We start from the raw sequence: 26065 nt of genomic DNA, 5'->3' as shown, positions 1-26065 counted from the left end.
GATGTAGCGATTATCGAGAATAAAGAACTTCTTGTATAGACTAGGAGTGAATGGGAATGGATTTTGCAACAATTATTGGACTTATTTTAGGATTTGTAGCAGTGGTAGTAGGGATGGTCGTCAAGGGCGCTGACGTAACAGCCTTATTGAATCCTGCTGCAGCATTAATTATTTTTATCGGTACATTTGCTGCAGTATGTATAGCCTTTCCGATGAATCAACTAAAAAGAGTTCCAAAATTATTTAAAGTTCTTTTTGGTTCAAATAAAAAGGATTTAAGTTATGAACAGTTGCTAGAATTATTTGTTCATTGGACATCAGAAAGTAGAAAATACGGTATTTTGTCTTTAGAGCAACAATTAGACAAAATTCAAGATGAATTTCTTTTACGTGGTATGAAATTTGTAATTGATGGCGTATCTGCAGAAGATTTAGAACAGATTTTAGAAGCTGAATTAGAAGCAATTGAGGAAAGGCATGCAAAGGGAGCTGCAATTTTTTCTCAAGCTGGTACATATGCACCAACATTAGGGGTTTTAGGTGCTGTTATCGGTCTTGTAGCTGCACTTGGTAATTTAACTGATATTGAAAAGTTAGGACATGCTATTTCAGGTGCGTTTATTGCGACGATTTTTGGTATTTTTTCAGGTTATGTATTATGGCATCCATTTGCTAATAAGTTAAAACAAAAATCTGCAGCTGAAATCGAAAAAAAGCGTTTAATTATTGATTGTTTATTAATGTTACAAGAAGGTACATATCCGTTTATTATGAAGAACCGCATTTTAGGTTCACTATCTGCGACTGAGCGTAAAAAGCTAGAAAAAGGAGCAGAGAAAAATGCGGAGTAAGAAAAATAGAAGAGGCAAAAAGAAAAAACATGAGGAACATATCGATGAAACGTGGTTAATTCCATATTCTGATATGTTAACGTTGTTATTTGCACTGTTTATCGTTTTATTCGCAATGAGTAGTATAGATGCAGCGAAGTTTAAACAGATGGCAGTAGCGTTTCGAAGCGAATTAGCAGGTGGAACAGGAAATAAAGAGTTTTTAAGTGATCAGAAGCCAAATGATGAAAAGGAATTATCAGCAAGTAGCCTTGAGGCAGAACAAGCAAAAAAACAAGAAGAAGCTAGAGAAAAAGAAAAAAAAGAAATGGATGAATTGAAAGCATTACAAAAAAAGATTGATCAATATATTAATGAGAAACAATTATCCTCTTCTTTTCAAACTAAATTAACTGAAAAGGGATTAATGGTGACAATATTAGAGAATGTACTGTTTGATTCCGGAAAAGCAGATGTGAAGTTAGAATCACTAGGGATTGCAAAAGAGATGTCTAGTTTACTTGTTTCAGCGTCACCTCGTGAAATTACAGTATCTGGTCATACAGATAATGTCCCTATTGCAAATTCCCAATTTGCATCAAATTGGGAACTAAGTACGCAGCGGGCAGTTAATTTTATGCAAGTATTACTCCAAAATAAAGAATTACAACCAGAAAAATTTAGTGCAATTGGTTACGGAGAATACCGTTCAATTGCTCCAAATGATACACAAGAAGGAAAGGCGAAAAATAGGCGTGTAGAAGTGTTTATCTTGCCTTTAACAGAGAAAGCAAAATAAAGAGGATGGCGAATGCCATCCTCTTTATTTTGCATCAAATGATTTTAAGTTGTCACGGCGGATTTTATCTTTTTCTACATCTGATTTTTTGAAATCATAATCATATAAAGCGCCTTCCCAATCACCATACATCGGATTAGGGAAAATAATAAATTTCTCACCAAATTGTGCTTTTGAATCTGCTACTGCTTGATTGCGATCTTTTACAGACTTTCCATCAAAACCAGTGAAGTCAGATAAGTTATCACCGAAGAATAAAACGATATCATGTGTTTGAGAAACGAGTTCACGGCGTTTTTCTTTTCCTTTTTCTTTCGGATCTTGTAGTAATATATGTTCTTTCGTTGCTTGAGGAGCGCCTACACGCTCAAGGTTTTTAATTGTTGCATCTAGTTGGTTTGTTTTACGATTTGAGATGTAGTAAATATCTACACCTTTAGACTCTGTATATTTTAAGAAATCAATTGCACCTGGAAGGGCCTCAGCTTCAGCCTTATTAATCCAATCATCCCATTTATACGGATAGCCTTTTCCTGTTTTTACGCTCATTGCTTGATGAGGACTGTTATCTAAAACAGTTTCATCTAAATCAAGTACGATAGCGGGTTTTTTCTCGGTTCCTTTTGCAAGAGCTGCATCAAGTTTCAATTGACCGATATTGTATCCTTGGTAGTACAGTGCTTTCGTTTCACCGGCTGTTTGATACCATAAATCAGCCATTAATTGCTGGTCTGTTAATTTTACTTTCTCTTCTTTCGCCACTGTTTTCTCTTGTGTTCCTGAACATGCTACAAGCGATGTAGATAGAACCGCTACAGATAATAAAGTGGTAATGCCCCTCTTCATCTTCATATGTACCCTCCTTGATGTTAGAAAATCAGTTAATATTATATATCGAAAAATAATATTTTTTGTATGAACATTTGCATATTGTCTTTTGTATATATAGTAGTATGTCCTATATTAGAAAGATGAGAAAAAATGATGGGAATTATTTTGACAAGTTTAATTGTCGAAATGACAATTATAATTGACAAATCACGTGATTTTATTTACAATTTTAACTAAATGAAACAAATGATGGATTAGAGAAATGCTACATAATAAGAGGATGGAGTGTAGTGCTATATTTTATCCTGAATAAACATAGTCTTTGAAAGAGAGTATGAATGATACTAAAGGGGAGGCTTTATACTTTGAGTTTACAAATTCAAAACTTAACGAAACAATTTGGGGAATCAAAAGCTGTTAACAGCTTGCAAATTTCATTACCAAAAGGTGAAGTGTTAGGATTGCTTGGACGAAACGGTGCAGGAAAAACAACGACAATCAAAATGCTTCTCGGACTATTAACGCCTAATGAAGGCTCTATTACATGGGATGGAAAACCATTTGGGACTAGTGGGGTAACGATAGGATACTTACCAGAAGAAAGAGGTTTATATACAAAAAGTAGAGTAATAGACCAGTTGCGATATTTTGGTAGATTAGAAGGAATGACGAAAAAAGAAGTAGATCTTGCTATTGATCATTGGTTAGATCGATTAGCGATACCAGAATATAAATTTAAAACAGCAGGAGAGCTTTCAAAAGGGAACCAGCAAAAAATTCAATTAATTGCTGCTCTTCTTCATAATCCAGAACTTCTCATTTTAGATGAGCCATTTAGCGGACTGGATCCAGTGAATGCTGGAATGTTAGCTAGCATTATTGAAGAACAAGTACAGAGCGGAAAGACAATTATTTTATCTAGTCATCGTATGGAACAAGTAGAGGCTTTTTGCCAACATGTATGTATTTTGAAAAAAGGTGAAGCAGTCGTAAAAGGCCAATTAAGTGATATTAAAAAACAATATGGTTTCCGTAATTTAACGATTGAAGATACAGAAGAGAATGAGAAGGGATTAGAATCTTTACATGTATCGTATGAAAAACAACAAGGCCTTCTTTATGTGCGAGTACAAGATGATGCAGAAGCTCTAAACATTTTACAACAATTACAAGAACAAGGTATTACCTTACGACAATTTAAAATGTTAGAGCCGACGTTAAACGAAATCTTTGTAGAGAGGGCGAAATAACAATGCGTAAATTTTCTCACGTATTTTCATTTTATTTTAGAGAAGCATTTTTATCTAAAAAATCATTAATTACGAGTGCGATTTTGTTTTTAGTTGTGTTTGGCCTTTTTGCCTTTAATCATTTCACAGCTGATAACGATAAAGGAAAAGATAAATTTGCTGTAGTAACAGAAAGTGATACGTATAAAGTGCAAGAAAGTGATGTAACAAAGTTACTCCCGTCTGCTAAAGTAACGGTAGAAAATAAGGATAAGTTTAATAAGTTACGTAAGCAAGTAGAAGATGGGGATTTAGACGGTTTATTCCGTATTACAGAAAAGAATGGTATTCCAGAAGTGACGTATATGTATAGTGGTTTTCCAAGTCAATCAACTGCTACACTTATGGCGAGTTATTTAAAAGAACAGTATACAGCGGTAATGATCGAAAAAAATAATGTATCTGCAGAAGTAGCCAAACAGTTACAGATGGAAATTCCGTTAAAGCAAGAGGCAGTAAAGGATCATGCATCTTCCTTTGGAATTGGTTATGTTTTCTCGTTTGCTTTATATATGTTTATTGTTATCTTTGGTGCTGCAATTGGAACAACTGTGGCATCTGAAAAATCATCTCGTGTTATGGAGTTAATGCTTCCAAAAGTAAAACCATTAACAATGCTACATGCCAAAATTTTAGCAATTGTTTCTAGTGCTTTACTATTACTTGTTATTGCTTCTTTCGGTTTTCTTGTACCAAATTTATTAGGGTGGGTGGATTTAGATAATGCATCCTTAATAGGACTTACACTAGATTTTTCTAAATTGGATGCTGTAGTAATTAGTATGTTTTTTGTGTATTTTGTTACGGGTTACTTACTATACGCAATGCTATATGCAGCGGTTGGTGCTGTTGTATCAAAAATTGAGGATGTGCAATCTCTTTCGTTCCCAATTACAATGTTAGGTATGGCGGCATTTTTTATTAGTCTTAAATCATTATTTGATCCAAATAGTACATTAGCTATAGTTAGTTCATATATTCCATTCTTTACACCTATGGTTACTTTTTCAAGACTTGTATCTGGTGAAGCGGGCACTGTAGAAATTATTGTGACGTTAGTCATTTTATTGGTGACTATTGTTATCGTCAATATGCTAACAAGCCGCATTTATGTAAATGGTGTAATGAATTACTCAGACAAAGTGAAATTTAAAGACTTAGCGAAATTTATAAAGCGTCAATAATGAGAGAAAAGCATGATTTCCTAATGAAATCATGCTTTTTCTTTATGTATAAATTAAAAATAGTATATAATAATAAGAGTCGTCTTTTAATAGAATGAATAAAAAGGAGGGTGTGCAGATGGGAATTAGTAGTCGTTTTACGGTAGGTGTTCATATGCTGACATTACTTGCGATAGATCGAAACTCTCGCTGTACCTCTGAATGGATTGCCGGTAGTGTGAATACAAATCCAGTTGTGATTCGTCGCATTACAGGAATGTTGAAGAGAGCAGGACTTGTTGATGTACAAGCTGGTAAAGGTGGTACGACACTTGCTCGTGATTTAGAAGAAATTACATTACTTGATGTATATAAAGCAGTGGAAGTTGTAGAAGAAGGACAGCTATTTTCCTTCCATGAAAATCCCAACATTGAATGTCCAGTAGGAGCTAATATTCAATCAGTATTAGAAATTATTTTAATGCAAGCACAAGAAGCGATGGAAAACGTACTTGCAAATGTAACGGTAGATCAACTAGTTACAAATTTAAAGTCTAAAATGAAAGAGTAAAAAAGCGAGCATCCTCATAATGAGGGCTCGCCTTTTTTTATTCAGAAATATTGAAAATTCTATTTTTCAGTATTTAAAATGAATTTACCTACGATAGCTGCTACGATACCACCAAGAATTGGTGCGATGATGAATACCCATAGTTGAGAAAGGGCTTCTCCGCCAGCGAATAAAGCTGGGGCGATACTACGAGCTGGGTTAACAGAAGTTCCAGTTAACGGAATACCTAATAAGTGAACTAAAACTAATGTGAAACCAATTACTAATCCTGCTAGAGAAGAACTTCCTTTTTTACCTGTTACAGCGACGATTACTAAAATGAATACGAAAGTTAAAATAAATTCAACTAGAAATGCTCCAGATAAACCAAGAGTTCCAAAACCATTTTGTCCTAAATTATCTAAAGGTGTTTTAGCGGATTGTAAAATTGTTACCAATGTTGCAGTTCCTAATAAACCACCTAAAATTTGAGCTAATACATAATAACAAAGTTCCATAGCGTTCATTCTTTTATTGATGAACATAGCTACTGATACTGCTGGGTTAATGTGACATCCAGAAATTGTTCCGATGCTATATGCCATAGCCACAATAGATAGACCGAAAGCCATAGCGATTCCTAATGTCCCAATTCCTTCAATTCCGCCGCCAATGACAGCTACTCCAGTTCCGAATAATACTAGTACAAATGTACCAATAAATTCAGCGATTGCTTTTTTTAACATAATTTACCTCCTATTATTGCGCATGAAACGTATTATAACATAGGTTTTAGTATAAACAGCCAATGAAATACTATTCTGATAAGGCGAAATAGGGGGACAATAAAAAAAGAGTATGGTTCTTTGTTCATAGAACCATACTCTTTTTTATGCTGTTTTTTTCTGTTTAACGACTGGAACAGAACGGTTTAAAATGCTATTTGCAACCATTCCTAACATAATAATAATCATTCCAAGTAGGGAAAGCCCGCCGGGAAATGAACCATTCAAGAAAACAATTTCGCCAAGCACGGTAAAGACCATCGTTCCAGCTTGTGTTGCTTCAACAGCTCCAAGCAGAGCGAGATTATCTTTGGCTAAGTCAGTAGCAAAGAAAAATGTCATTGTCGCTATAACGCCAGAACATAATGCTAACAAAAATCCTTGCAGCATTTGGCTTGATGTTGGAATACCCGTAGTAGAAAATCCGTATATACCAAGTAAAATGGTTATAGGAAGACTGCCTATTGCCATGCCTAATACACGTTGGAATGTATCAAGACGCCCGCCGACAAGTTCCATCATTTTTCGATTACCGAACGGATATAAGAAAGCAGCTAACACGACAGGTAAAAAACCTGAAATGAACTGAGTTATTGTAATGTGACCTGCAGCAGTTGCTTGCATACAAATTACACCAAGTAAAATAAATAATGCGACATATAAACTACGAAGTGGAATTTTGCCGCGTACAAGTTTCGTACCTGATTTTGTTTCTATTTTAACGAAAAATAGTGGTGATAGTAGTAAACCTGCTAATATCGTAACTTGCCAAGTTCCAGCAACGAGCCAAGCTGGAGAAAAGACAGCTGCAAAACTTAATAAAGAATAGAAACCAATACCAGCAACAGACCCCCACCCGATCCAAGCCAATGGATGGTTCTTTAATTCTTCCCATAACCCCCTTAAGTTTTTGCGAAATAAAACGATAAGGAATAAAATAGGGAGAGCAAATAAAAAACGGAAGGAAGCTGTCCAAGCCCAGCTCGTTCCAGATACATTCATCGCTCGATTAATAATAAAAGTTGCGGAAAAAAAGGCTGATGATAAAAGGCCTAATAAAATTGCGCGCATGAAGTATGGCACTCCTTTCGGAATTTAATAATTATGTATAGTATAATATACTTTATATAGATGAAAGTAAACTATTTTATATTTTAAGGTGGTTTTATAGATGAAAGAACATGAAGATATGCAAACGAAAGAAGTCATTCAGCAAGTAGGTCAGCTATTAAGACAAATTCGAAATGAACAAAAATTAAGTTTAGAAGAATTAGCTCAAAAAACAGGGGTTAGTAAATTAACATTAGGAAAGATTGAAAGAGGCGAAACGAATCCGACGTTAGCTGTCATTTGGAAAATAACGAAAGGGTTATCGATTCCCTTATCGAGATTGATGGTTGTTGGAGAACCTGTAGCGGTTGCGCGCTGCGGAGAAGGATTTGCAGTAGATGTAGGACAAGCATGGCATCTAGAAACGATGTTCCGTTATACGAAAGAAACGGAGATGGAAATGCACCGTGCTTGTTTACGATCGAATAGTATATATGAACCAGAAGCTCATCATGAAGGTGCTATTGAGCTTGTAACGGTAATGAAAGGGAAAGTATCGATTCAAGTAGAAAGTGATGTATACGAATTAAATGAGTTTGACTCGATTCAATTTGAAGCGAATAAGAAACATAGTTATAAGAATGAAGAAGATGAAGTGGCAGTATTACATTTAACGATGAAATATTCTTCGTGAAAAAATCACCTATAGAATGCTATAGGTGATTTTTTATATTTCCATTAAGTATATGCATAATGTCACTAGTACGAACGCGGCATAAGTAATAAACAAATGAAATAAACTAAAAAACCAGTCCCAAAACATAAAATAGCAATAACCCAAAGTATGCGAATAAGAGTAGAGCTAATATCAAAATATTCTCCTAAACCACCACATACACCAAATAACATTTTATCAGTCTCGGATTTATATAATTTTTTTGACATATTACGATCAACTCCTTTTTATAGTAAACTATATACTTCTATTCTATATGGAAATTTATGAGAAGACTATGAGGTTGTATGACATTTTTTTTAGGAACAGACATATTAATTGTCTTAATTTTCAGTTGATATTAAAATTATGGTAAGAGGTAACTTTTAATAAAGGGTGGGGAAATAGAGATGGCAGTATATTGGTTGACTAATGTAATGCTTGAATCGGGATATACATATGAAGAGGGGATAATTTCCCGAACAGAAACAGAATTATGTAGTTTACTTATTGAGGATGGTCGAATAAAAAAAATTATAGCTGGGGCTGTTCAAGAGGAAGGAGTACTCATTCTTGATGCCAATCGCTTATTAATTTTACCGGCTTTTGAAGAGATGCATATTCATATTGATAAAACCTATTATAGTGGCCAGTGGAAAGCTTGTATGCCAGCAGAAAGTATCTTTACACGTTTGAAAGAAGAAGAAAAGATTTTGCCAAAGCAACTAGCAACTGCTCAAGATAGGGCGGAAAATATGCTAGCGTTATTGCTCCGAAATGGTGCGACGAATATAAGAACGCATTGTAATGTTGATCCGATTATTGGGCTTGGTAATTTGGAGGCGACGTTAGCGGCGTTGGAAACATATAAAGATCAGGTTTCTAGTAGAATTGTTGCTTTTCCGCAACATGGATTATTGCGCAGTAATTCTGTGCAACTTGTGAAAGATGCGATGCGTATGGGTGCGCATCTAGTTGGTGGAGTGGATCCAGCTACAGTGGATAATGATATTGAAAAATCATTACATACAATTATGGATATCGCGGTTGAATTTAATGCGGATGTTGATATTCATCTGCATGATGCGAATAATCTTGGGACGTTTACGATGAAGAGATTAGCAAGTTTAACAGAAGAAGTGGGATGGCAAGGTCGCGTAACGATTAGTCATGCACTTGGACTTGGTGATGTTACGGATAAAGAAGCTGAAGAAGTGGCAGAAAGACTAGCTGCTTTACATATCGATATCACTTCAACGGTGCCAATTGGGAAACAAGTAATCCCAATTCCTTTATTAGATAAAAAAGGTATGAAAGTTTCGTTAGGAAATGATAGTATTACTGATCATTGGTCACCGTTTGGAACGGGTGATATGCTGCAAAAGGCAAATCGATTAGCGGAACGTTTCGGATGGAGTGATGAAAGGTCTTTAGGAAAAGCACTTCGCTTTATTACGGGAGGAAAAGAAACGTTAAACGATGATGGGAAGCGAGCATGGCCGAATGTAGGAGATGAAGCGAGTTTTGTTTTGACGAATGCAACATGTACTGCTGAAGCGGTAGCGCGTCAAACAGAGAAGCGTTTAGTCGTGCATAAAGGGAATATTGTTGTTGGAAGTTTAAGTGAGGTTAAATTAAATAATCTTGTGTAAAAGAATCGTTTAAATGTTTTGAGGAGGGTTCTAATTGTGAGTATAGAACTCTTCTTTTTTATGTTTGAAATATATTTCTTATAGGTTACTAGGAAGGATGAAAAATTTGGACAATCAACATAATCAAAATCATATTATGGGAACTTTGCAATGGTTGATATTTTTATCCTTTTCGGCAAGAAGGTAGGCTGAACTCTTTTGTTTCGCTCATAATAATTTTTGAGGCGAATGTTTGTTTTTTTTGTCTTACGATATAGTGTAGATAAGGGGGGGATAGATTGCAAGACAACGAAATTAGATAATGATTATCATTCCGCTACTTGATCCAAAAGGAATTACGATGAAGAATATGTTCTTGTTCCATTTCTTTCTAAATATTAATTTGTCAAAAGTAATTTTAATGAACTCTCTAAGAAAGGTGGTGAAAAAATGGCTAGAAAGAAAGTAGTGAAAGTATTACGCAAACAAAAGAAAAGAGAAACTATGCAACGATTCACGCAGAAACAAAATATCGGACGAGCTTGTCTCACGGCTAAAGAATTTCGTTTACTGCAACGTATGTCACATAGTTCAAAAGCGTTGCGAAATGTTGGATTGTATATGATTAAACAAAGTTACTTGAATCATAACAAGATAGCTACTGTAAAAGAAGTGGACACTGTTATGCAAGCCGATATGAACTACTGGGGCATTCAATCAAACTCTGTGCAGGCTATTCGTAGAGCCTTATTTACAGAAGTAAAAAGCTTTTTTAAGGCATTGGAACAATGGAAGAAAAAACCTGAAACCTTCACAGGTCGTCCTAAGTTTCCGAATTATTCTCGTTCGACTGACAAACGAATTATTGAAATCTATCAAGTTCCAAAAGTGGATGAGAACGGGTATTGGGTGATTCCAATGAGTGTTGCATTCAGAAAAAAATTCGGTTCCATTAAAATACGTATGCCAAAGAACTTAAGAAATAAAAAAATCTCCTACATTGAGATTGTACCGAAGCAAAAAGGTCGGTTCTTTGAGGTGCATTACACATATGAAATGCACGTATCTCAAATGAAGAAACAATCTACGACCACGAGTAATGCTTTGAGTTGCGATTTAGGTGTAGATAGATTAGTAAGTTGTGTAACGAATACAGGTGATGCATTTTTAATGGATGGGAAGAAATTAAAATCTATTAACCAGTACTTCAACAAAAAGATACGTAATTTACAGCAAAAAAATATAGAAAATGGAATTTCAAAACGCGTCGTAACGAACAAAATGGCTGCACTTTGGCATAAACGAGAACGACAAATAAATGGTTATATTTCACAAACTGTAGGCCTGTTGTTCAAAAAGATGAAAGCATTTAACATTGATACGGTTGTCGTAGGGTATAACGCTGGTTGGAAACAAAAATCTGGTATGGGGAAAAAGAATAATCAACAATTTGTTCAAATCCCATTTCATAAACTGATCGCGGCAATTGAGAATAAATGCAAAAAAGAAGGCATCCGATTTTTGAAACAAGAAGAAAGCTATACTTCAAAAGCTAGTTTTCTGGATAAAGATCCGGTTCCAGTTTGGTCTAAGGATGATAGGACCCAGTATCGCTTTAGTGGCAAACGAATGACTCGTGGTCTGTACCAAAGTAAAGCAGGAACATGTATCCATGCTGATATTAATGGTGCACTGAATACGTTGGAAAAATCAAGAGTGGTACAATTGGATGAAAATCTTAAAGTAAAAACGCCAATTCTATTAGAAGTGCAAAAACGTAAGGCTGTTGCTTCGTGCATAGCTTAGTGGGTGCGTCAACCATCCATGTGTACTCGACTTGTCGGGGCTTGTAGCACACGCCAGATTCATCTGAGTGGTGGCTTCTTCCATAAGGAAGAATTGCTCTTTTTCGAAAGGGTGGTGCAAGTGGGAAAACAATCGTTTGATGCCAGTACCAACCAAAAACTTACTTGGGGTGTTACCGTAAGGCGGCATGAATGCTAGAGCGTCAAACTGTCTAGTCATAGATGAAAAGACCTAGCGTTCTAACTCAAGCCCCCACTGAAACGTTTCAACTCAGTGGGGGTGTTTGACACGTTTAACGAAACAAAAATATATACAATCGTTCTTACTAGCATGTATGTTATTAGTCGTAATGTCGCTGTTTCCAAGTATTATCCGTTACTTAGCATCTTTACCATCGGCCGCCGCATCTGCGGTTTTAATGGCTTCATTCGTACAGCTAATTGGAATTGGATTCAATAATATAAAACAAGTGGAGCTTAATGAAAGGAATGTAACAATTTTAGGCGTTGCAGTATTATTTGGTAGCGGCGTTATGTTTTTACCGTCTGGAGCGCTCCAGTCCTTGCCGTCTGTCATACAATATATATTTGGAAATGGTTTGTTCGTAGGTACAGTTGTCAGCATATTACTAGAACAAATATGGCGTACCGAAAAGTAAGTGGATATAAAGAGTGAACGCACTGTATAAAAGTCTAAAATAACATGTGAAATAAAGCCCATTTTCATTCACCACCCGCACATTTCGTTCATACAATATCTTGACTAAATAAACACCCAACTTACACATACACAGCTCTGGCTTAAGCAAGGAGGGTTATACCAGTTGAAGGAAAAAGCGTATCAATCTAAACCTTTACTCACAAAGAGAGAGAGAGAAGTATTTGAATTACTGGTTCAAGATAAAACAACGAAAGAAATTGCAGGTGAACTTTTTATCAGTGAAAAGACAGTTCGTAACCACATCTCAAACGCAATGCAAAAGCTAGGGGTTAAAGGACGTTCACAAGCAGTTGTTGAGCTTCTTCGCATGGGAGAGCTCGAGTTATAAAAAGAAAGCCGACTTTTATAAGAGAGTCGGCTATTTTTCTGTTTATATTTTGAACTTAAAAAAGGTATCTCAGACTGTGAGGGGGAAGATATGTTAAAAATAACTATTTTAAAATATGATGAGGTGTCCTTGTCATTCATGGATAAGAAGGTGCAAATATGAAGTTGTATTTTAAAGATATGGAGATAGGTGAAATTAAAGATGTTTTTGGAGATATGCCATGGATGTATGGAACAATTCGTCTATACGATAATAGTAAACCGTTCCAAAAATATTTTCGTGAGATGGTAGACGAAGATAGTGCATTTGATTTTGAAAGCATAGACCCTGAATTTTTATATGAAGAAAATTGGTCTATTTTTGATGAGGATGCTCAGCGGCATTTAGGGATTGATATACCTGCTATTCATATGGAGGATACAACAATTGCGTGGCGTTGGAGATAAAAGCTATACAGTTGTGAACATCTTCGTATGAAAGAATTCAAACGATAACAATAAGCTCACTTTTTACAAAAGGTCAGCTTATTGTTATCGTTTTTTCGCTTGCTATATGAATGATAAGAACACTCCATACATAAATAGGTAGTAAGGAGGGGGGTATGTTGAAAAGGATATTGTTAGTTTCAACAAGCGCTCATGATATGAATGGACACCCGACTGGTTTGTGGCTGGAAGAGCTCGCATCTCCGTATCATGTATTTAAAAAGGCTAAGTTCGATGTTGATATTGTGTCGATAAAGGGCGGTAAAGTACCTATTGATAGAGTGTCTATTCCGAACGGGATACCTCGTGAATTTAAGCATGTCGCTTCTTTATTGCAAAATACGAAGTCGATCTCAACGGTTCATTTTTCGGATTATGATGCGGTTTTATTTGGTGGTGGGCACGGGGCAATTGTAGATTTTCCAGGTAATCCATATGTTGCAAATTTAATTGAGAATATGTACAACAATAACCGGATTGTAGCCGCTGTTTGTCACGGAGTAAGTTCTTTAGTCGGTGTGAAAAATAAGGACGGCTCGTTTTTTAGTGCGGGTAAGCATATAACAGGTTATACAAATGATGAGGAAAAAGCTGTACATTTAGAAAAGCGAGTGCCGTTTTTGTTAGAAAATAAATTGAAAGAAGAAGGGGCTTTGTTTTATGTTGCTCCAAATTTCACGCCGCACGTCGTAGTAGATGGGCGTTTAATTACAGGGCAAAACCCGCAGTCTAGTATGGAAATAGGGAAAGCTATAAGGAGAGCTGTAAATAAATTATAGAAAAAGTGCTCGTTACTCATAAAGGTAGCGGGCATTTTTCTATAGTATAAATGACCCCTTAAACTAAAAAGATGTATTGAGTATAGTGACTTCATTTATAATTAATCGCGAATTTGCTATACTATTTTGTATGGACAAAAGGGGAGGCTCTTTTAATGAGAAAAGTTGCGTGTGCAAACACTTATATTAATAAAATAAAGCCTGTTATTAGAAAAACGAGTTTTAGTCAATTGAAAATAGATGAAATTGCGAAGTATATGGATATTAGTAAAGCTACTTTATATAAACGTTTTTCTTCAAAAGATGAAATTATTGAAGCTGTGGTAGAAGATTTTATGAACTACCTTCTTGAAGGAGATGCGTATAATCAAGATGAAAGTATGTCTTTTGCAGAACGTTTCCAAAAGACGTTTATTCACTCTTTAAAATGTGTGACGTATATTTCAGATGTCTTTTTACAAGATTTGAAAGAGGCATATCCGCACTTATCTGATCAGTTAGTCGCTGCACAACAAAATCGTAATCATAATTTGCAAATGTTTTTTGAAGCTGGTATGGAGCAAGGCTACTTTAATAAAATGAACGCACAATTATTTATGGTGCAAGATGATGTGATGTTAAGACGTATTATAGATCATTCTTTTTGTATTCAGTACGATATTACGTTAAAGAAAGCGATACTTGATTTTTATCAACTAAAGAAGTATCAACTTTTTAAACCAGAGTATATAGAAGCAATTGATGATTCGGAAATTGAAAAAGAAGTTATTGCTATTTTGCAAATGATTTCGTAAAAAAGCAGATTTTCCTATATGAATGGAAAATCTGCTTTTTTTATTACATGTTCTTTTTTAAGTGTTGTAATACTAATTCAGCTACTGGACCACCTGAAGCTGGGTTTTGACCAGTGATAACACGACTATCTTCTACAGCGAAAGCTTCCCAAGGCTGTGTAGCTTTTTCGTAAAGTCCTCCATTTTTAATAAGTTCATCTTCTGTTAAAAATGGAACGAATTGATCTAATTCAGCTAGTTTTTCCTCTTCATTTGAGAATCCTGTTACTTTTTTACCGCTAATTAAACGTTCCCCATTACTTAATGTAATATGAAATAAACCAGCAGCTCCGTGACAAACAGAGGAAACAATTCCGCCATTTTCATAAATGCTACGGCTAATCATTTGGAGTTCTTTATTTTCAGGGAAGTCCCAAATCACACCGTGACCACCTGCGTAATAAATAACAGCATAGTCTTCTGGATTCACCTCACTCGGTTTCATTGTAGAACCGAGGCGATTCATAAATTCTTTCTTTTGATACCATTCCCAATCGATGCTCTCCGCCATTGCTAAACTGTGCGGATCAATCGGTGTATAACCACCTTGTGGGCTAACATAATCTACTTCGTAACCAGCTTCTTCAACTTTTTTAACGAAATGAACAGCTTCACCAAGCCAAAGGCCAGTAGCTCGATTTAAATTTGGATATTTTTCAACGCTCGTTAATACAACTAACATTTTTTTCTTCATCATAATCCTCCTGTAATGTTTCTTCTATATAAAAGTTTATTATTTTATTAAGTTAGAAATTGCAAATTTGAATAACCATGTCAGCCCTCCTTATATCGGATTCGAAATTAGTGTATAACAATTTTTAAACAAAGTAAACTAAAAACACTAAATTAGTTCACTTTGTATATTTTTCGTTGACAAACTGGAATGCTGAAACTATGATAGTTCCATGAATATCGAACAACGTACATGTTTCGTTTCGAATTCAATTTGTCGCGCGATAAATGTGTACATTTGATGAAGTTGTTTAGCAGCGATAGAAGCGCTAAACAACTTTATTTTCATTTACAGTTACTACAATCAGGAGAGGTGTTACACATGGGGAAAGATATAAGTAACCATTCAAAATGGTTTGTTTTCACATTATGTTTTATCGTTTTATTAGGACCGGTGAATGCGGTTTTATTTAATGTTGCGTTAGAGGATATGGCTCATGATTTATCCATTAGTCAATCGAAAGTAAGTTGGGTTGTAGTAGGTTACTCCTTAGTTGTCGGTATTGGTTCGATGATATATGGGAAACTGGCTGATCGTTATAGTGTGAAAAAACTATTAATTATTTCAATCATCATATTTGTAGCGGGTTCTATTATTGGATTTGTAAATCAATCATATGCGATTGTCATTTTTGCAAGATTAGTGCAGGCGAGTGGGGGCGCGGCGTTTATTGCGCTTAGTATGATTGCGGTAGCAAAATTAGTTGCTCCTGCTAAGAAGCCTGGTGCTTTAGCGATGATTAGTTCTTCTATTGCGTTAGCGGTTGGTATTGGTCCTTTAGTTGGTGGGGCTATTACAAATACACTAGGGTGGCCATATTTATTTTTATTTATGATTATCTCAGTATTGGGGATTTTCTTGCTTATAAAATTTATGCCAGGAGAAGCGCATCATACGGATGAAGTGTTTTATTTTGATTACATTGGAGCGGCGTTACTATTTGTATTTATTACGACTGTTTTGGTAGGTGTTAATATGAATAGTTGGCTATTTGTGTTATCGATAATTTCCTTATTTTTATTCACGGTTCGTATGAAGAAAGCGGAGCACCCATTTATCGATATTGAGTTGTTTTCGAACAAAGCATTTCTTCGTTTAATAACAGTCGGATTTATAATTAATGTGGCGTTATGTGCTAATTTATTATTATTGCCATTACTGTTAGGAAGAGTACACGGATTGTCGCCGTTTATTATCGGAATTGTATTATTTGTTGCATCACTTTTCGGTATTGTGTCTAGTTTTATTACTGGAAAGATTATCCCTTCGTTTGGAAATGTGAATATGATTTATGTAGCGTCTGTCATTATGATTGTTGGCTTTTTAATTTTAGGGTTTATTCCGAATGGAAGTATAGTCGTTATTGTATTGGCGATTATTTTAACGTTTATGAGTTATTCTGCCATTCAAGTATCATTGAACACATTTATACCGAAAACATTACATGTAGCTAAAGTTGGAGTCGGTCTTGGTTTATATAATTTAATTAACTTTTTCGGCATGGCATTTGGACCAGCTGTAGCGAGCAAAATTATGGAATCCACAAATAGTTATCGTTTTAACTTTATTTTAATCGTCATGTTAATTTCTGCTCATTTCTTCTTATTAATAGGAATGTCTTCTTTCCGAAAAAAGATGGAGCATTAAATATGTACTTTATATAGAAGAAACCGACTTTCCTATAGAAGGTCGGTTATTTTTCTGTCTTGCAAATTATGAAAAAAAGGAGCAAAATAAAAAAGGTCCTAGTCTATACAGGTACAAATGAAAATTTTCATACAGAAGCAGTTTAAGTGCGCGAACTTAAAGTGTGTAAAATATAATGATAAAATAAGATGATGAATGAGAAAACGGGTGATGAAGTTGAATAGAGCAATCGGTGTTATCGATTCAGGAGTTGGCGGCTTAACAGTAGCGAAGGAATTAATTCGTCAGTTGCCGAAAGAGCGCATTATATATTTAGGGGATACAGCACGTTGCCCTTATGGTCCACGTTCTCGAGAAGAAGTGCGCCAATTTACGTGGGAAATGACGGAGCATTTACTAGATTTAAATATCAAAATGTTAGTTATTGCATGCAATACAGCAACTGCAGTTGTATTAGAAGAGATGCAGAAACAATTACCAATTCCAGTGGTAGGAGTTATTCACCCAGGATCACGTACAGCTTTAAAAATGACAAACACGTATCATGTTGGGATTATTGGAACGATTGGAACGGTGAAAAGTGGTGCATACGAAGAAGCGTTAAAGTCTATTAATAATCGTGTTATGGTAGAAAGTTTAGCGTGTCCACCTTTTGTTGAGCTTGTAGAGAGCGGTAATTTCGAAAGTGAAATGGCGTATGAAGTTGTAAGAGAAACGTTGCAACCGCTGAAAAACACTGATATTGATACGCTTATTTTAGGCTGTACACATTATCCAATTTTAGGTCCTGTTATTAAACAAGTAATGGGAGATAAAGTGCAACTCATTAGTTCTGGTGATGAAACGGCGCGTGAAGTAAGTACTATTTTATACCATAGTAAAATGTTGAATGAGGGAGAGGAACAAAGTGATCATCTCTTCTTAACAACAGGGAAAATAGGTCTATTTAAAGAAATTGCATCAAAATGGTTCGGTCAACCGATTGAAAATGTGAAACATATTTATTTAGAAAAAGAATAATAATAGAATGCATATAAGTGAACTCCTGAGAAATCAGGAGTTTTTTTGTTTATAGGGAGCACAGCTTGTTCTAAAACATGAAACAGCTCGTATACATAATAGTACAAACTTAGATTTTAGGGGGGAATGGCATGCCTAAATCCACTTTTAAATGGGTTGTTGGTGCTACTGTGAGCGCTGTTTTACTAACAGGGTGTGGCTTTATAAATCAAGAGAAAGCAACGGAGCAAATTGATCCGCCAAAACAAGTTACGTATACAGAAGGTGAAAAGAAAGAAGTATCTAAGAAAGATAAGCAAGGACAAACGGTGAATAGAGAACTATACCTTGTTGATAAAAATGGCTATGTTGTACCGCAAACGTTAGCTATACCTACTCCGAAAGCAAATGAGGTTATTCAGCAAACGTTAGAGTACCTTGTGAAAGATGGACCGGTAACGAATTTGTTACCGAATGGGTTCCGTGCAGTCATTCCGGCGAATACATCGATGACCCTAAACTTGAAAAAAGATGGGACGGCAGTCATTGATTTTTCTAAAGAAATGAAAAACTATGCAAAAGAGGAAGAACGTCAAATCGTTGAATCTATTGCATGGACGTTGACGCAATTTAAAGAAATAAAACAAGTGCAGTTCCAAATAAATGGTGAAAAATTAGCGAAGATGCCTGTTGGTGGTACACCGCTTGGTGAAGGGGTGAGCCGTGCGAACGGTATTAACTTCGATGATGAGCAAGTAGCGGATGTAACAAATACAAAACCAGTAACACTTTATTTTATGGCACAAAATAATAATAAACAGCAATACTACGTACCAGTAACACGCCGCGTTGTAGAAGGAAAAGAAAATGATTATGCAGCAATTGTAGATGAACTTGTAAAAGGGCCGATTCATCAATCTCTTCTGAACGATTTCAATCCAGGAGTTAAGCTCATTACGAATCCGAAATTACAAGATGGAAATCTTACATTAAACTTTAATGAAAATATATTTATAAACCCAGATAAAAATATGATTTCAAATTACGTATTGAAGTCGTTAGTTTTATCTTTAACAGAAAAGAAAGGCGTGAAAAGCGTTTCTATTGAAGTAAATGGTAAAGCGAATCTTATAGATGAAAAGGGCGGAAAGTTAATAAAACCTGTAGATCGTCCAGAAAACGTGAATACAGGTAGTTTTTAATCGCCAATAATTTGATATACTTAAGTAAGAAAGGGGAATTGCTTTTTGGGTTCCCCTTCTTTTATTGTATACATATCATACATTTAAATTTGGCTATACTAACAAGTAGTTATGAGGAGGTTATTTTTATGCGAGTAGATGGTAGAGAAAAAACAGAATTACGCCATATACATATTCATACGAATTATTTAAAACATCCAGAAGGATCAGTGTTAATTGAGGTTGGGGATACAAAAGTAATTTGCTCAGCGACAATTGAAGGGCGTGTCCCGCCTTTTATGCGTGGAGAAGGTAAGGGCTGGGTAACAGCTGAATATGCGATGATTCCACGTGCGACAGAACAACGTACAATTAGGGAGTCAAGTAAAGGGAAAGTAACAGGACGTACAATGGAAATCCAGCGCTTAATTGGACGAGCATTACGTGCGGTAGTGGACTTAGAAGCGCTTGGTGAGAGAACGGTTTGGATTGATTGTGATGTTATTCAAGCGGATGGTGGAACGAGAACAGCTTCTATTACAGGTGCATATGTAGCAATGGTATTAGCGTTTGAGAAATTATTACAAGCAGAAAAAGTATCTAAAATTCCAGTAAAAGATTATTTAGCAGCAACGTCAGTAGGAATTGTTGAAGAACAAGGTGTTGTTTTAGATTTAAACTATGCAGAAGATTCTAAAGCAGACGTTGATATGAACGTAATTATGACTGGAAAAGGTCAGTTCGTTGAAGTGCAAGGAACTGGAGAAGAAGCGACGTTTAGTAGAGCGCAGTTAAATGAATTACTTGATGCTGCAGAACAAGGCATTTTCCAACTGATTGATATGCAAAAAGAAGCGTTAGGTGACATCGTATCTCATATAGAGTAGAGGTGGAAAAAATGAAACAAGTTGTTGTAGCGACAAAAAATATGGGGAAAGTACGTGAATTTGCTGAGTTATTTGAGCGATTTGATTTAGAAGTGAAATCATTACACGATTTTCCTCATATTGAAGAAGTCGAAGAAACTGGTGAAACATTTGAAGAAAATGCAATCTTAAAAGCGGACAGTTTGAGTAGACAATTGAATGCAATTGTAATTGCGGATGATTCAGGTCTTATTGTAGATGCTTTAAACGGGAAACCAGGTGTGTATTCAGCGCGTTTTGCTGGAGAGCCGAAAGATGATCAAGCAAATATTGATAAAGTTTTACAAGAATTAAATGACGTAGCGTTTGAAAAGCGTAAAGCTCGTTTCTACTGTGCATTAGCAGTGGCTTTCCCTGAAGGGGATAAAAAGCCTGTCATTGTAAATGGGACGTGCGAAGGGTTTATTTTAGAACAACGCCGCGGGGAAAACGGCTTCGGATATGATCCGATTTTTTATGTGGAAGAATATAAAAAAGCGATGGCCGAACTAAGTTCAGATGAGAAAAATGCTATTAGTCACCGCGGACGTGCTCTACGTAAGCTAGAAGAAAAAATCCCTGAATGGTTTTTAGGAGAATAAGGGAGAGAGATTGATGAAAGCTTTAATCGTAAGCGATAGTCATAGCTCTGTGAAGGAATTACAGCAGTTAAAAGAGAAGTATGAAGGGAAAGTAGATATCATGATTCATTGCGGTGATTCAGAGCTAACGCCTGCTCATGAAGAGTTGCAAAGTTTCCATGTTGTAAAAGGGAATTGTGATTATGCTAACTTTCAAGATGAAATTGTAACTGATGTAGATGGTGTTCGTTTTATAGTTGTGCACGGACATCGTCATAACGTGAAAATGACGTTACAAACATTAGCGTACCATGCTGAAGAGGTAGGGGCGCAAGTTGCATGCTTCGGACACTCTCACGTATTAGGTGCGGAATTAATCGACGGCGTTTTATTTATTAATCCAGGCAGTATTTTATTACCGCGTCAGCGTGTAGAAAAAACATTTGCTTTATTAGAAATGGATGAAAATCAAATGGAAGTTCGTTTTGAAACACTAGACGGACAGCTAGTTGAACAAGCAGTTTTTAAAAGAGGATAAGAAAAATTATCCTCTTTTAAAAAAGGTGTTGACTTTATGTATGGTTATACATATAATAAATATTGTCGATAGGGCAACGGCGCTAACGAATGAAAATAAAATAACATATGCGGGTGTAGTTTAGTGGTAAAACAAGAGCCTTCCAAGCTCTGGTCGAGAGTTCGATTCTCTTCACCCGCTCCATGTCCCAGTAGCTCAGCAGGATAGAGCAACGGCCTTCAAGAAAAATAGGAGCCTTTATAGGGAAACAAGAACCTATAAAGTGGACGACACTATATCGGTGAAGCCTTAACAGTTCGGCTGATGGTAATACCGAGGAAACTTACGATCTTGAAAAAGATTAAGGAGTTTTGAATGATTAAGTGAAACTTAATGGTAAAGACTCTGAAGTATGATGAAAATCATCGTGAGGTTCCGTAGAGACTACACGTGTCGCACCTGAAATGGTGAAGATATAGTCCAGACTACAAACAGTAATTGCTGGTAGCGAAAGCTATGGTGGTAAGCTAAGCCGTCGGTCGGGAGTTCGAATCTCTCCTGGGACGCTAACAAAACCTTTGCGGTGACGTCAAAATCCGCAATATATAAGCTCTCTAATTCGTAAGTTGAATCGTACAATGTGCGGTCGCTAACGAGTTAGGGGGCTTATTTTTTTATGTCAAAAAGACGTGATTCTTTAACGATTAGCGAAGATTTAACGAATGTTTTTAGCGATAGATTAAAAAGTGATCCGCGGAAGAAAGAGATTGCAGAAAATCGTTATATGTTCAATCTAACAATCGACAAAGTGCTCGAGATAATTGTGCGTTATTACACTACTTATGATTTGAAGGGAAACTAAAACCTTAAGAATAATATTAAACTTCTTGTTTTTATGCAGAGAAAACAAAAACAGAAAATATAGTACAACTAATAGAATAACACTAATAATTAAAGTTCCTCCGATGTACCAAACTTTTTCGCTGTTACTCCAAGTTTTATTAAGGTTATCATATACTCCAAAGTAAAAAACACAGTAGCAAATAGATATAAAATAGCACCTAACAGTGTAGATAAAATTATATTCCAAAAGTTTAATTTTACTTGTGTGACTTTATTTAAATACAATTTGTCAATTTCCTTAGTTGTTGCCGCTATTACAAGTTGATTAACACTATATAATACAGCTGGTATAAGTAAGGTGGCTATAATTGTAGTGAAAGCAGGTGGAAGTTTGCTTATTGTCTCTAACGATAATCCATCAAACAGTTTTGTAGTTCAACCCTTTCGTTAAAGTTAGATAAAAAAGAACGCCCCCCTAAGAGTAGGTAAGCGTCCTGCGTCTTTAATAAATCAACCTGTATCACCATCAGCTAAACCTTGTATAATATTAATAGCTGTTTGAGTGTTAACTGAAGTATGCGTGCCTATCGTTACAAGTGTAATCAATAGCATTCCTAATAATACTTTTTTCACTTTAACGCCTCCTTATTAAAAATTTCTTTCTTAGCTTCATAACTTAAGTAGAAATATTTACTTCCTTGTTCAAAGTTTCCTTCGCTATGAAATTGGACCGCTAGTGCTTCCGTGTATTCTTGAACATATTCCCATAATCTTTCGTTTCTAAAGTAGTCCATTCCTGCCAGTACTGCTTTTTCTAATTTGTCAGCAGCAGCTTTTTTATTTAGTTCTCTCAGAATTGCAAAACGGTATTGATATTCTTGATTCCCTAACTCATTGCAGATAGTTAAACCTTTTTCAATGAGTTGACATGCAATTTCTTTTTCACCTAGCTTAACATGTTCCTTTGCCTTAACAAAAATAGCTTTATAATGATGAGGTTTCTTTTCAACTACTTCTGAAAGGTATCGGATTGCCGAACTAGAAAGATTTTGACTCGCATACATTAAGCCTAAATTATGACGAACTAGTAAGATTGCTTTCTCATTTTTTTGCTTTTGGAATGTGTTCATTGCAGTAACAAAGTATTCTTCAGCTAGTTCAAATTCTTTTAAATGCGTACAAGCTAATCCTAATAAATTATCACAATAAGCTGTTTTTAATTCATAGCTTTCATGTTTAGAAAATATGTCCCTAGCTTTTGTACCATGCTTAATGGCTAAAAGTGCTTGATAAATATGATAATGATATGTTGCTAAGTTGTAATGAAATTCCGCTTTTTCAAGTTCATCAGGAATGTGTTTAAGTAAAAGTTCTGCTTTATCATACTGTTCTTTAGCAAGGTTATAATTACCGACTGCGTTAGAATGAATAGCCTTATAAAAATGGTAGTAGTAAGATAAAAAGTTATCTGTGGGAATATCAAAGGATTCAATTTTATCAAAGCTATTTTTTGAAATACTTAAATTATCCACTAAATATTTATAGCCGAAATCTAACAGGTGATAGTAGAGTAACAAGTTTGAGTCTGCTTCGTTATTGTGAATAATAGAATTAATTTCTTCTTTTAAACAATGGGCATTATCTATATTACGTGAACGTATTTCTTTGTACCATTCGTTAAGTAGTTTTGAAATTTGTGCATTACCCTTTATTAGAACGTCCATAAAATCCCCTCCCTTTTTGAATATTCTTATAAATAATGATAGCAAGAATAGAATTTGATGGAAATTGAATTTCAATATTTCTCAACATTTGTGTAACGATTTTATTTTCAATTATGTAACTAATTGCATTCCTTCTCCCTGTTAGTAATTTCAAATGGTGGTTTGTTCCTACTTTTAACTATTGCACCTGATTCTGCAATTTCAGGGAAGGCTTTTTTCTGATTTTTAGTAAGAGGTGCAGTAGGTGAAGGTTTTAACTCTACTAAGTCAATCTTACCATTTGCGTCCTTGCCTCCTATATCTATACGAGTGCGTACGCCCGATTTTGTTTGTACGGTTATTTGTTCATTCAATTCAGATTTAGGTTTTTGGTGTTTTATAACCTCGAACATTTTTATTTCGTATTCTTTACCTGCTAAGCTATTAGCTTTTAAAGTTTTCCGTTGTTTTTCTAGTGTGGCTGCTGCACCTATTGCATTGGAAACTTTTTTTGCACCTTTGACTACTTTTATTCCCTTGCCAACAGGCGTAAGTCCCGCAAAAACCATGACACCAGCACCAGTGCGTTCCCACCATGAAAGTTTTTCGCCAGTATCGGGATCAATACCTTCTATAACACGTCGCACATCGTATTGTCCTAATTTTCACTTAGAATGTTATAACTTTTTACAGCACTCGTACGATTGAGCAACCGTTATCGAAACTTATCCCCGTTAGTGTGTTACAATGAATAGAAGCGGAAAACGAGAATCTCCAATTGACTAGACCTGTGATTGGTTAGACAGTTTAAGAAGGTTGTATAAAAAAGGGAGATGGCGCAAAGATGGCGAGATCAAATGAGAACGATTTAACGGAGAAATTGGCAGAAGGTCACCGAAAATATGGTGATGGCAACTTTACAGTACAGAACATCGGTGATGAAACCAACCCGGATTGGACTATCGTAAAAAATGTGAGGAAAGGATCGGCAGGTATTCGAGAAGAGGAAGATATATTAAGACTGCGATCAAAATATATAAAATAGTACGGAAATGGGCGGAGTGGGAGCTCGAAATTCTCCTGGGACGCTGAAAAAACCTTGTTATCTTTTGATAACAAGGTTTTCTGTTTAGTTATTAATAAACTTCTCAAATACAAAACCATAATCTTTCACATTATATTGTTTCTTCGTATCAACGAGCCAGTTAAAGGCGATTTCGTTCATTTCTTTAAATTGCTCTGCTAAATTTACTTGTGCATTTGAAATACGGCTAAAAGCGTTAGATGCCATATCTAAATTTTTATGTGCATACTGCAATGTAATATCGTTGTCGTATGAAATTTCTTCGATTTTAAGTAAAGCTTTATATAAATCTTTTAATTCCTCGATATGTTTTTTATGAACATCAATTGAATAATGTTCATCTCCCATTTGAAATTTAATTTCTACATCTAAATCAATCGTTCCCGCAGTTTCAAGCGCTACGTTTTTAATTTGATATTTACTATAGCTAAAGCGGCGTAGTGTACGTTTTTTGCTTGTCGCACTTGTACCATCTAGGTGAAGTAATCCTTTGTTTGTGAAGCAATATTCATCTGATTTCGATTTAATTAGAAAATAAATTTTCTCTCCATCTTCATGCATTACGTAATCATCAGCATCGACCTTGTCATAATCTTTCGGTGTAATGACAGAACCTACATCACTTAACCCTAAAACATCAGCAGCTACTTTTTTGAACATATATAATCCCCCTTGTAAATTAAATTCTTAATTATACAAAAATATATTAACATGGTTTTAACAAAGAGTTTTCTTTTAATGAGAAAATGTTGGGAGGTAAGTTAAGAAAAGGAACGAATATTATTTTGAAAATATGTAAAAAGGTGCTGAGAAAAAGTGTACCATCATACAAAAACAAAAGGAGATTTAGCTGTTTTAAAGGCACAAGTTGATTTGTATGAAAAAGGATATATGATTTTAATACCACAAACAGAGCATTCGCCCTTTGATCTTGTAGTATATAAGGGCAGGGTATTTAAAAGGGTGCAAGTGAAATATAGAGAGTTGAATGCAAGAGGGATACTGGAAGTAAGATTCCGATCTAGTTATTCTACAGCAAGCGGAGTCGCTACAAAAGAAGTGAATAAAGAAGAAATAGATGTGTATTGTGTATATTGTCCTCAAACGGATTGTTGTTATTATTTCAATCCGAAATTATTTAGTAAATCTATTAGTTTAAGAGTGGATTCTTCGAAAAATAAACAAGAGAAAAAAGTTAATTTTGCAAGTGATTATAGAGAAATTCCGTGAAAGCACCTCAAGCGATATGGGGTGTTTTTCAATCTCTCTTTGAAATCT

29 protein-coding genes, 1 tRNA gene and 2 pseudogenes are annotated in these 26065 nt (G+C 35.4%); 23 read left to right on the top strand and 9 right to left on the bottom strand.

The window, feature by feature from the left end; all coding sequences use genetic code 11:
* Positions 1-56 precede the first annotated feature (56 nt).
* Both motA and motB read left to right on the top strand, forming a co-directional pair.
* Positions 57-851: a flagellar motor stator protein MotA gene (motA, locus tag BGI23_RS21790; protein ID WP_000344858.1), complete on the top strand. Its 795-nt coding sequence runs from the start codon at positions 57-59 to the stop codon at positions 849-851.
* On the top strand, positions 841-1629 hold the full coding sequence (motB, locus tag BGI23_RS21785) for a flagellar motor protein MotB (RefSeq protein ID WP_070806906.1): 789 nt from the start codon (positions 841-843) through the stop codon (positions 1627-1629). The genes motA and motB overlap by 11 nt, the downstream gene beginning before the upstream one ends.
* A 24-nt stretch (positions 1630-1653) precedes the next feature.
* On the opposite strand, the gene BGI23_RS21780 is transcribed toward motB, so the two are convergent.
* Positions 1654-2481, bottom strand: coding sequence for a 5'-nucleotidase, lipoprotein e(P4) family (locus BGI23_RS21780; protein ID WP_070806905.1), 828 nt, complete (start codon positions 2479-2481; stop codon positions 1654-1656).
* A gap of 344 nt (positions 2482-2825) precedes the next feature.
* On the opposite strand from BGI23_RS21780, the gene BGI23_RS21775 reads away from it, so the two are divergent.
* The 3 genes from BGI23_RS21775 to BGI23_RS21765 all read left to right on the top strand — a co-directional run bounded on the left by BGI23_RS21775 (position 2826) and on the right by BGI23_RS21765 (position 5483).
* The gene (locus BGI23_RS21775; protein ID WP_070806904.1) at positions 2826-3710 is read left to right on the top strand and encodes an ABC transporter ATP-binding protein; all 885 of its coding nucleotides are present in this window, start codon (positions 2826-2828) and stop codon (positions 3708-3710) included.
* 2 nt (positions 3711-3712) lie between these two features.
* The gene (locus BGI23_RS21770) at positions 3713-4933 is read left to right on the top strand and encodes an ABC transporter permease (RefSeq protein WP_070806903.1); all 1221 of its coding nucleotides are present in this window, start codon (positions 3713-3715) and stop codon (positions 4931-4933) included.
* A 118-nt stretch (positions 4934-5051) separates the two neighbouring features.
* Positions 5052-5483, top strand: coding sequence for an Rrf2 family transcriptional regulator (locus tag BGI23_RS21765; protein ID WP_000512998.1), 432 nt, complete (start codon positions 5052-5054; stop codon positions 5481-5483).
* A gap of 59 nt (positions 5484-5542) precedes the next feature.
* Here the strand turns inward: BGI23_RS21765 and BGI23_RS21760 are convergent, their stop codons facing one another.
* Together BGI23_RS21760 and BGI23_RS21755 are read right to left on the bottom strand one after the other, a co-directional pair.
* Entirely contained in the window at positions 5543-6208 is a 666-nt protein-coding gene (locus BGI23_RS21760) for an MIP/aquaporin family protein (protein WP_070806902.1), read from the bottom strand.
* 144 nt (positions 6209-6352) lie between these two features.
* Positions 6353-7318, bottom strand: coding sequence for a DMT family transporter (locus BGI23_RS21755; RefSeq protein ID WP_070806901.1), 966 nt, complete (start codon positions 7316-7318; stop codon positions 6353-6355).
* Positions 7319-7418: 100 nt separating this feature from the next.
* Here BGI23_RS21755 and BGI23_RS21750 point away from each other — a divergent pair, with 100 nt between their 5' ends.
* The gene (locus BGI23_RS21750; protein ID WP_070806900.1) at positions 7419-7991 is read left to right on the top strand and encodes a helix-turn-helix domain-containing protein; all 573 of its coding nucleotides are present in this window, start codon (positions 7419-7421) and stop codon (positions 7989-7991) included.
* A gap of 65 nt (positions 7992-8056) precedes the next feature.
* On the opposite strand, the gene BGI23_RS21745 is transcribed toward BGI23_RS21750, so the two are convergent.
* The gene (locus tag BGI23_RS21745) at positions 8057-8242 is read right to left on the bottom strand and encodes a PspC domain-containing protein (RefSeq protein WP_000038792.1); all 186 of its coding nucleotides are present in this window, start codon (positions 8240-8242) and stop codon (positions 8057-8059) included.
* A gap of 180 nt (positions 8243-8422) precedes the next feature.
* On the opposite strand from BGI23_RS21745, the gene BGI23_RS21740 reads away from it, so the two are divergent.
* From BGI23_RS21740 to BGI23_RS21710, 7 genes and pseudogenes are all read left to right on the top strand, one after another.
* Positions 8423-9664, top strand: coding sequence for an amidohydrolase family protein (locus BGI23_RS21740; protein ID WP_070806899.1), 1242 nt, complete (start codon positions 8423-8425; stop codon positions 9662-9664).
* A gap of 429 nt (positions 9665-10093) precedes the next feature.
* Positions 10094-11449: an RNA-guided endonuclease TnpB family protein gene (locus tag BGI23_RS21735; RefSeq protein WP_070806898.1), complete on the top strand. Its 1356-nt coding sequence runs from the start codon at positions 10094-10096 to the stop codon at positions 11447-11449.
* Positions 11450-11738: 289 nt separating this feature from the next.
* A pseudogene (locus BGI23_RS21730) lies at positions 11739-12107 on the top strand (purine/pyrimidine permease); the annotation flags it as partial.
* 165 nt (positions 12108-12272) lie between these two features.
* On the top strand, positions 12273-12497 hold the full coding sequence (gerE, locus tag BGI23_RS21725) for a spore germination transcription factor GerE (protein ID WP_000659484.1): 225 nt from the start codon (positions 12273-12275) through the stop codon (positions 12495-12497).
* Positions 12498-12655: 158 nt separating this feature from the next.
* Complete coding sequence (locus tag BGI23_RS21720) at positions 12656-12943, top strand: hypothetical protein (protein ID WP_044790607.1); 288 nt, start codon at positions 12656-12658, stop codon at positions 12941-12943.
* 155 nt (positions 12944-13098) lie between these two features.
* Positions 13099-13761, top strand: a complete 663-nt coding sequence (locus BGI23_RS21715) for a type 1 glutamine amidotransferase domain-containing protein (RefSeq protein WP_070806896.1) — start codon at positions 13099-13101, stop codon at positions 13759-13761.
* Positions 13762-13916: 155 nt separating this feature from the next.
* Positions 13917-14555: a TetR/AcrR family transcriptional regulator gene (locus BGI23_RS21710; protein ID WP_001233032.1), complete on the top strand. Its 639-nt coding sequence runs from the start codon at positions 13917-13919 to the stop codon at positions 14553-14555.
* 43 nt (positions 14556-14598) lie between these two features.
* Here BGI23_RS21710 and BGI23_RS21705 read toward each other — a convergent pair whose 3' ends face one another.
* Positions 14599-15288 carry a type 1 glutamine amidotransferase domain-containing protein gene (locus BGI23_RS21705; protein WP_048551044.1) on the bottom strand — a complete coding sequence of 230 codons (690 nt, stop codon included), beginning with the start codon at positions 15286-15288 and terminating at the stop codon, positions 14599-14601.
* Between the two features lie 360 nt (positions 15289-15648).
* Between BGI23_RS21705 and BGI23_RS21700 the strand changes: the two genes are divergently transcribed.
* The 8 genes from BGI23_RS21700 to BGI23_RS21660 all read left to right on the top strand — a co-directional run bounded on the left by BGI23_RS21700 (position 15649) and on the right by BGI23_RS21660 (position 22019).
* Positions 15649-16974: an MFS transporter gene (locus BGI23_RS21700; protein WP_000513875.1), complete on the top strand. Its 1326-nt coding sequence runs from the start codon at positions 15649-15651 to the stop codon at positions 16972-16974.
* Positions 16975-17184: 210 nt separating this feature from the next.
* Positions 17185-17994, top strand: coding sequence for a glutamate racemase (racE, locus tag BGI23_RS21695; RefSeq protein ID WP_000773996.1), 810 nt, complete (start codon positions 17185-17187; stop codon positions 17992-17994).
* A 131-nt stretch (positions 17995-18125) separates the two neighbouring features.
* The gene (gene gerM, locus BGI23_RS21690; protein ID WP_070806895.1) at positions 18126-19175 is read left to right on the top strand and encodes a spore germination protein GerM; all 1050 of its coding nucleotides are present in this window, start codon (positions 18126-18128) and stop codon (positions 19173-19175) included.
* 128 nt (positions 19176-19303) lie between these two features.
* On the top strand, positions 19304-20041 hold the full coding sequence (gene rph / locus BGI23_RS21685) for a ribonuclease PH (protein ID WP_070806894.1): 738 nt from the start codon (positions 19304-19306) through the stop codon (positions 20039-20041).
* Positions 20042-20052: 11 nt separating this feature from the next.
* Entirely contained in the window at positions 20053-20661 is a 609-nt protein-coding gene (locus BGI23_RS21680) for an XTP/dITP diphosphatase (RefSeq protein WP_000815935.1), read from the top strand.
* A gap of 13 nt (positions 20662-20674) precedes the next feature.
* Positions 20675-21178 (top strand): metallophosphoesterase, encoded by a 504-nt coding sequence (locus BGI23_RS21675; protein WP_070806893.1) that lies wholly within the window; start codon positions 20675-20677, stop codon positions 21176-21178.
* A gap of 109 nt (positions 21179-21287) precedes the next feature.
* Positions 21288-21361, top strand: a tRNA-Gly gene (locus BGI23_RS21665).
* 472 nt (positions 21362-21833) lie between these two features.
* Complete coding sequence (locus BGI23_RS21660) at positions 21834-22019, top strand: hypothetical protein (protein WP_000044632.1); 186 nt, start codon at positions 21834-21836, stop codon at positions 22017-22019.
* A gap of 491 nt (positions 22020-22510) precedes the next feature.
* Here BGI23_RS21660 and BGI23_RS28775 read toward each other — a convergent pair whose 3' ends face one another.
* From BGI23_RS28775 to BGI23_RS27840, 3 genes and pseudogenes are all read right to left on the bottom strand, one after another.
* Positions 22511-22633 carry a hypothetical protein gene (locus BGI23_RS28775; protein WP_000756802.1) on the bottom strand — a complete coding sequence of 41 codons (123 nt, stop codon included), beginning with the start codon at positions 22631-22633 and terminating at the stop codon, positions 22511-22513.
* On the bottom strand, positions 22630-23724 hold the full coding sequence (locus BGI23_RS21650) for a response regulator aspartate phosphatase (protein WP_070806892.1): 1095 nt from the start codon (positions 23722-23724) through the stop codon (positions 22630-22632). Before BGI23_RS21650 ends, BGI23_RS28775 begins: the two co-directional genes overlap by 4 nt.
* Before the next feature lie 119 nt (positions 23725-23843).
* Positions 23844-24362: pseudogene (locus BGI23_RS27840) on the bottom strand (pre-toxin TG domain-containing protein); the annotation flags it as partial.
* Positions 24363-24547: 185 nt separating this feature from the next.
* On the opposite strand from BGI23_RS27840, the gene BGI23_RS21640 reads away from it, so the two are divergent.
* Positions 24548-24748 carry a hypothetical protein gene (locus BGI23_RS21640; protein ID WP_000124456.1) on the top strand — a complete coding sequence of 67 codons (201 nt, stop codon included), beginning with the start codon at positions 24548-24550 and terminating at the stop codon, positions 24746-24748.
* Between the two features lie 84 nt (positions 24749-24832).
* Here BGI23_RS21640 and BGI23_RS21635 read toward each other — a convergent pair whose 3' ends face one another.
* Positions 24833-25447 (bottom strand): PH domain-containing protein, encoded by a 615-nt coding sequence (locus BGI23_RS21635; RefSeq protein WP_070806891.1) that lies wholly within the window; start codon positions 25445-25447, stop codon positions 24833-24835.
* A gap of 156 nt (positions 25448-25603) precedes the next feature.
* On the opposite strand from BGI23_RS21635, the gene BGI23_RS21630 reads away from it, so the two are divergent.
* Positions 25604-26017 carry a group I intron-associated PD-(D/E)XK endonuclease gene (locus BGI23_RS21630; protein ID WP_070806890.1) on the top strand — a complete coding sequence of 138 codons (414 nt, stop codon included), beginning with the start codon at positions 25604-25606 and terminating at the stop codon, positions 26015-26017.
* Positions 26018-26065: the final 48 nt, after the last annotated feature.

Origin of the sequence: Bacillus sp. ABP14, assembly GCF_001831375.1 — a bacterium.
GTDB classification, from domain to species: Bacteria; Bacillota; Bacilli; order Bacillales; family Bacillaceae_G; genus Bacillus_A; species Bacillus_A paranthracis.
The sequence above is the reverse complement of the archived record's forward strand: the minus strand, read 5'-3'. Positions and strand labels throughout refer to the sequence as shown.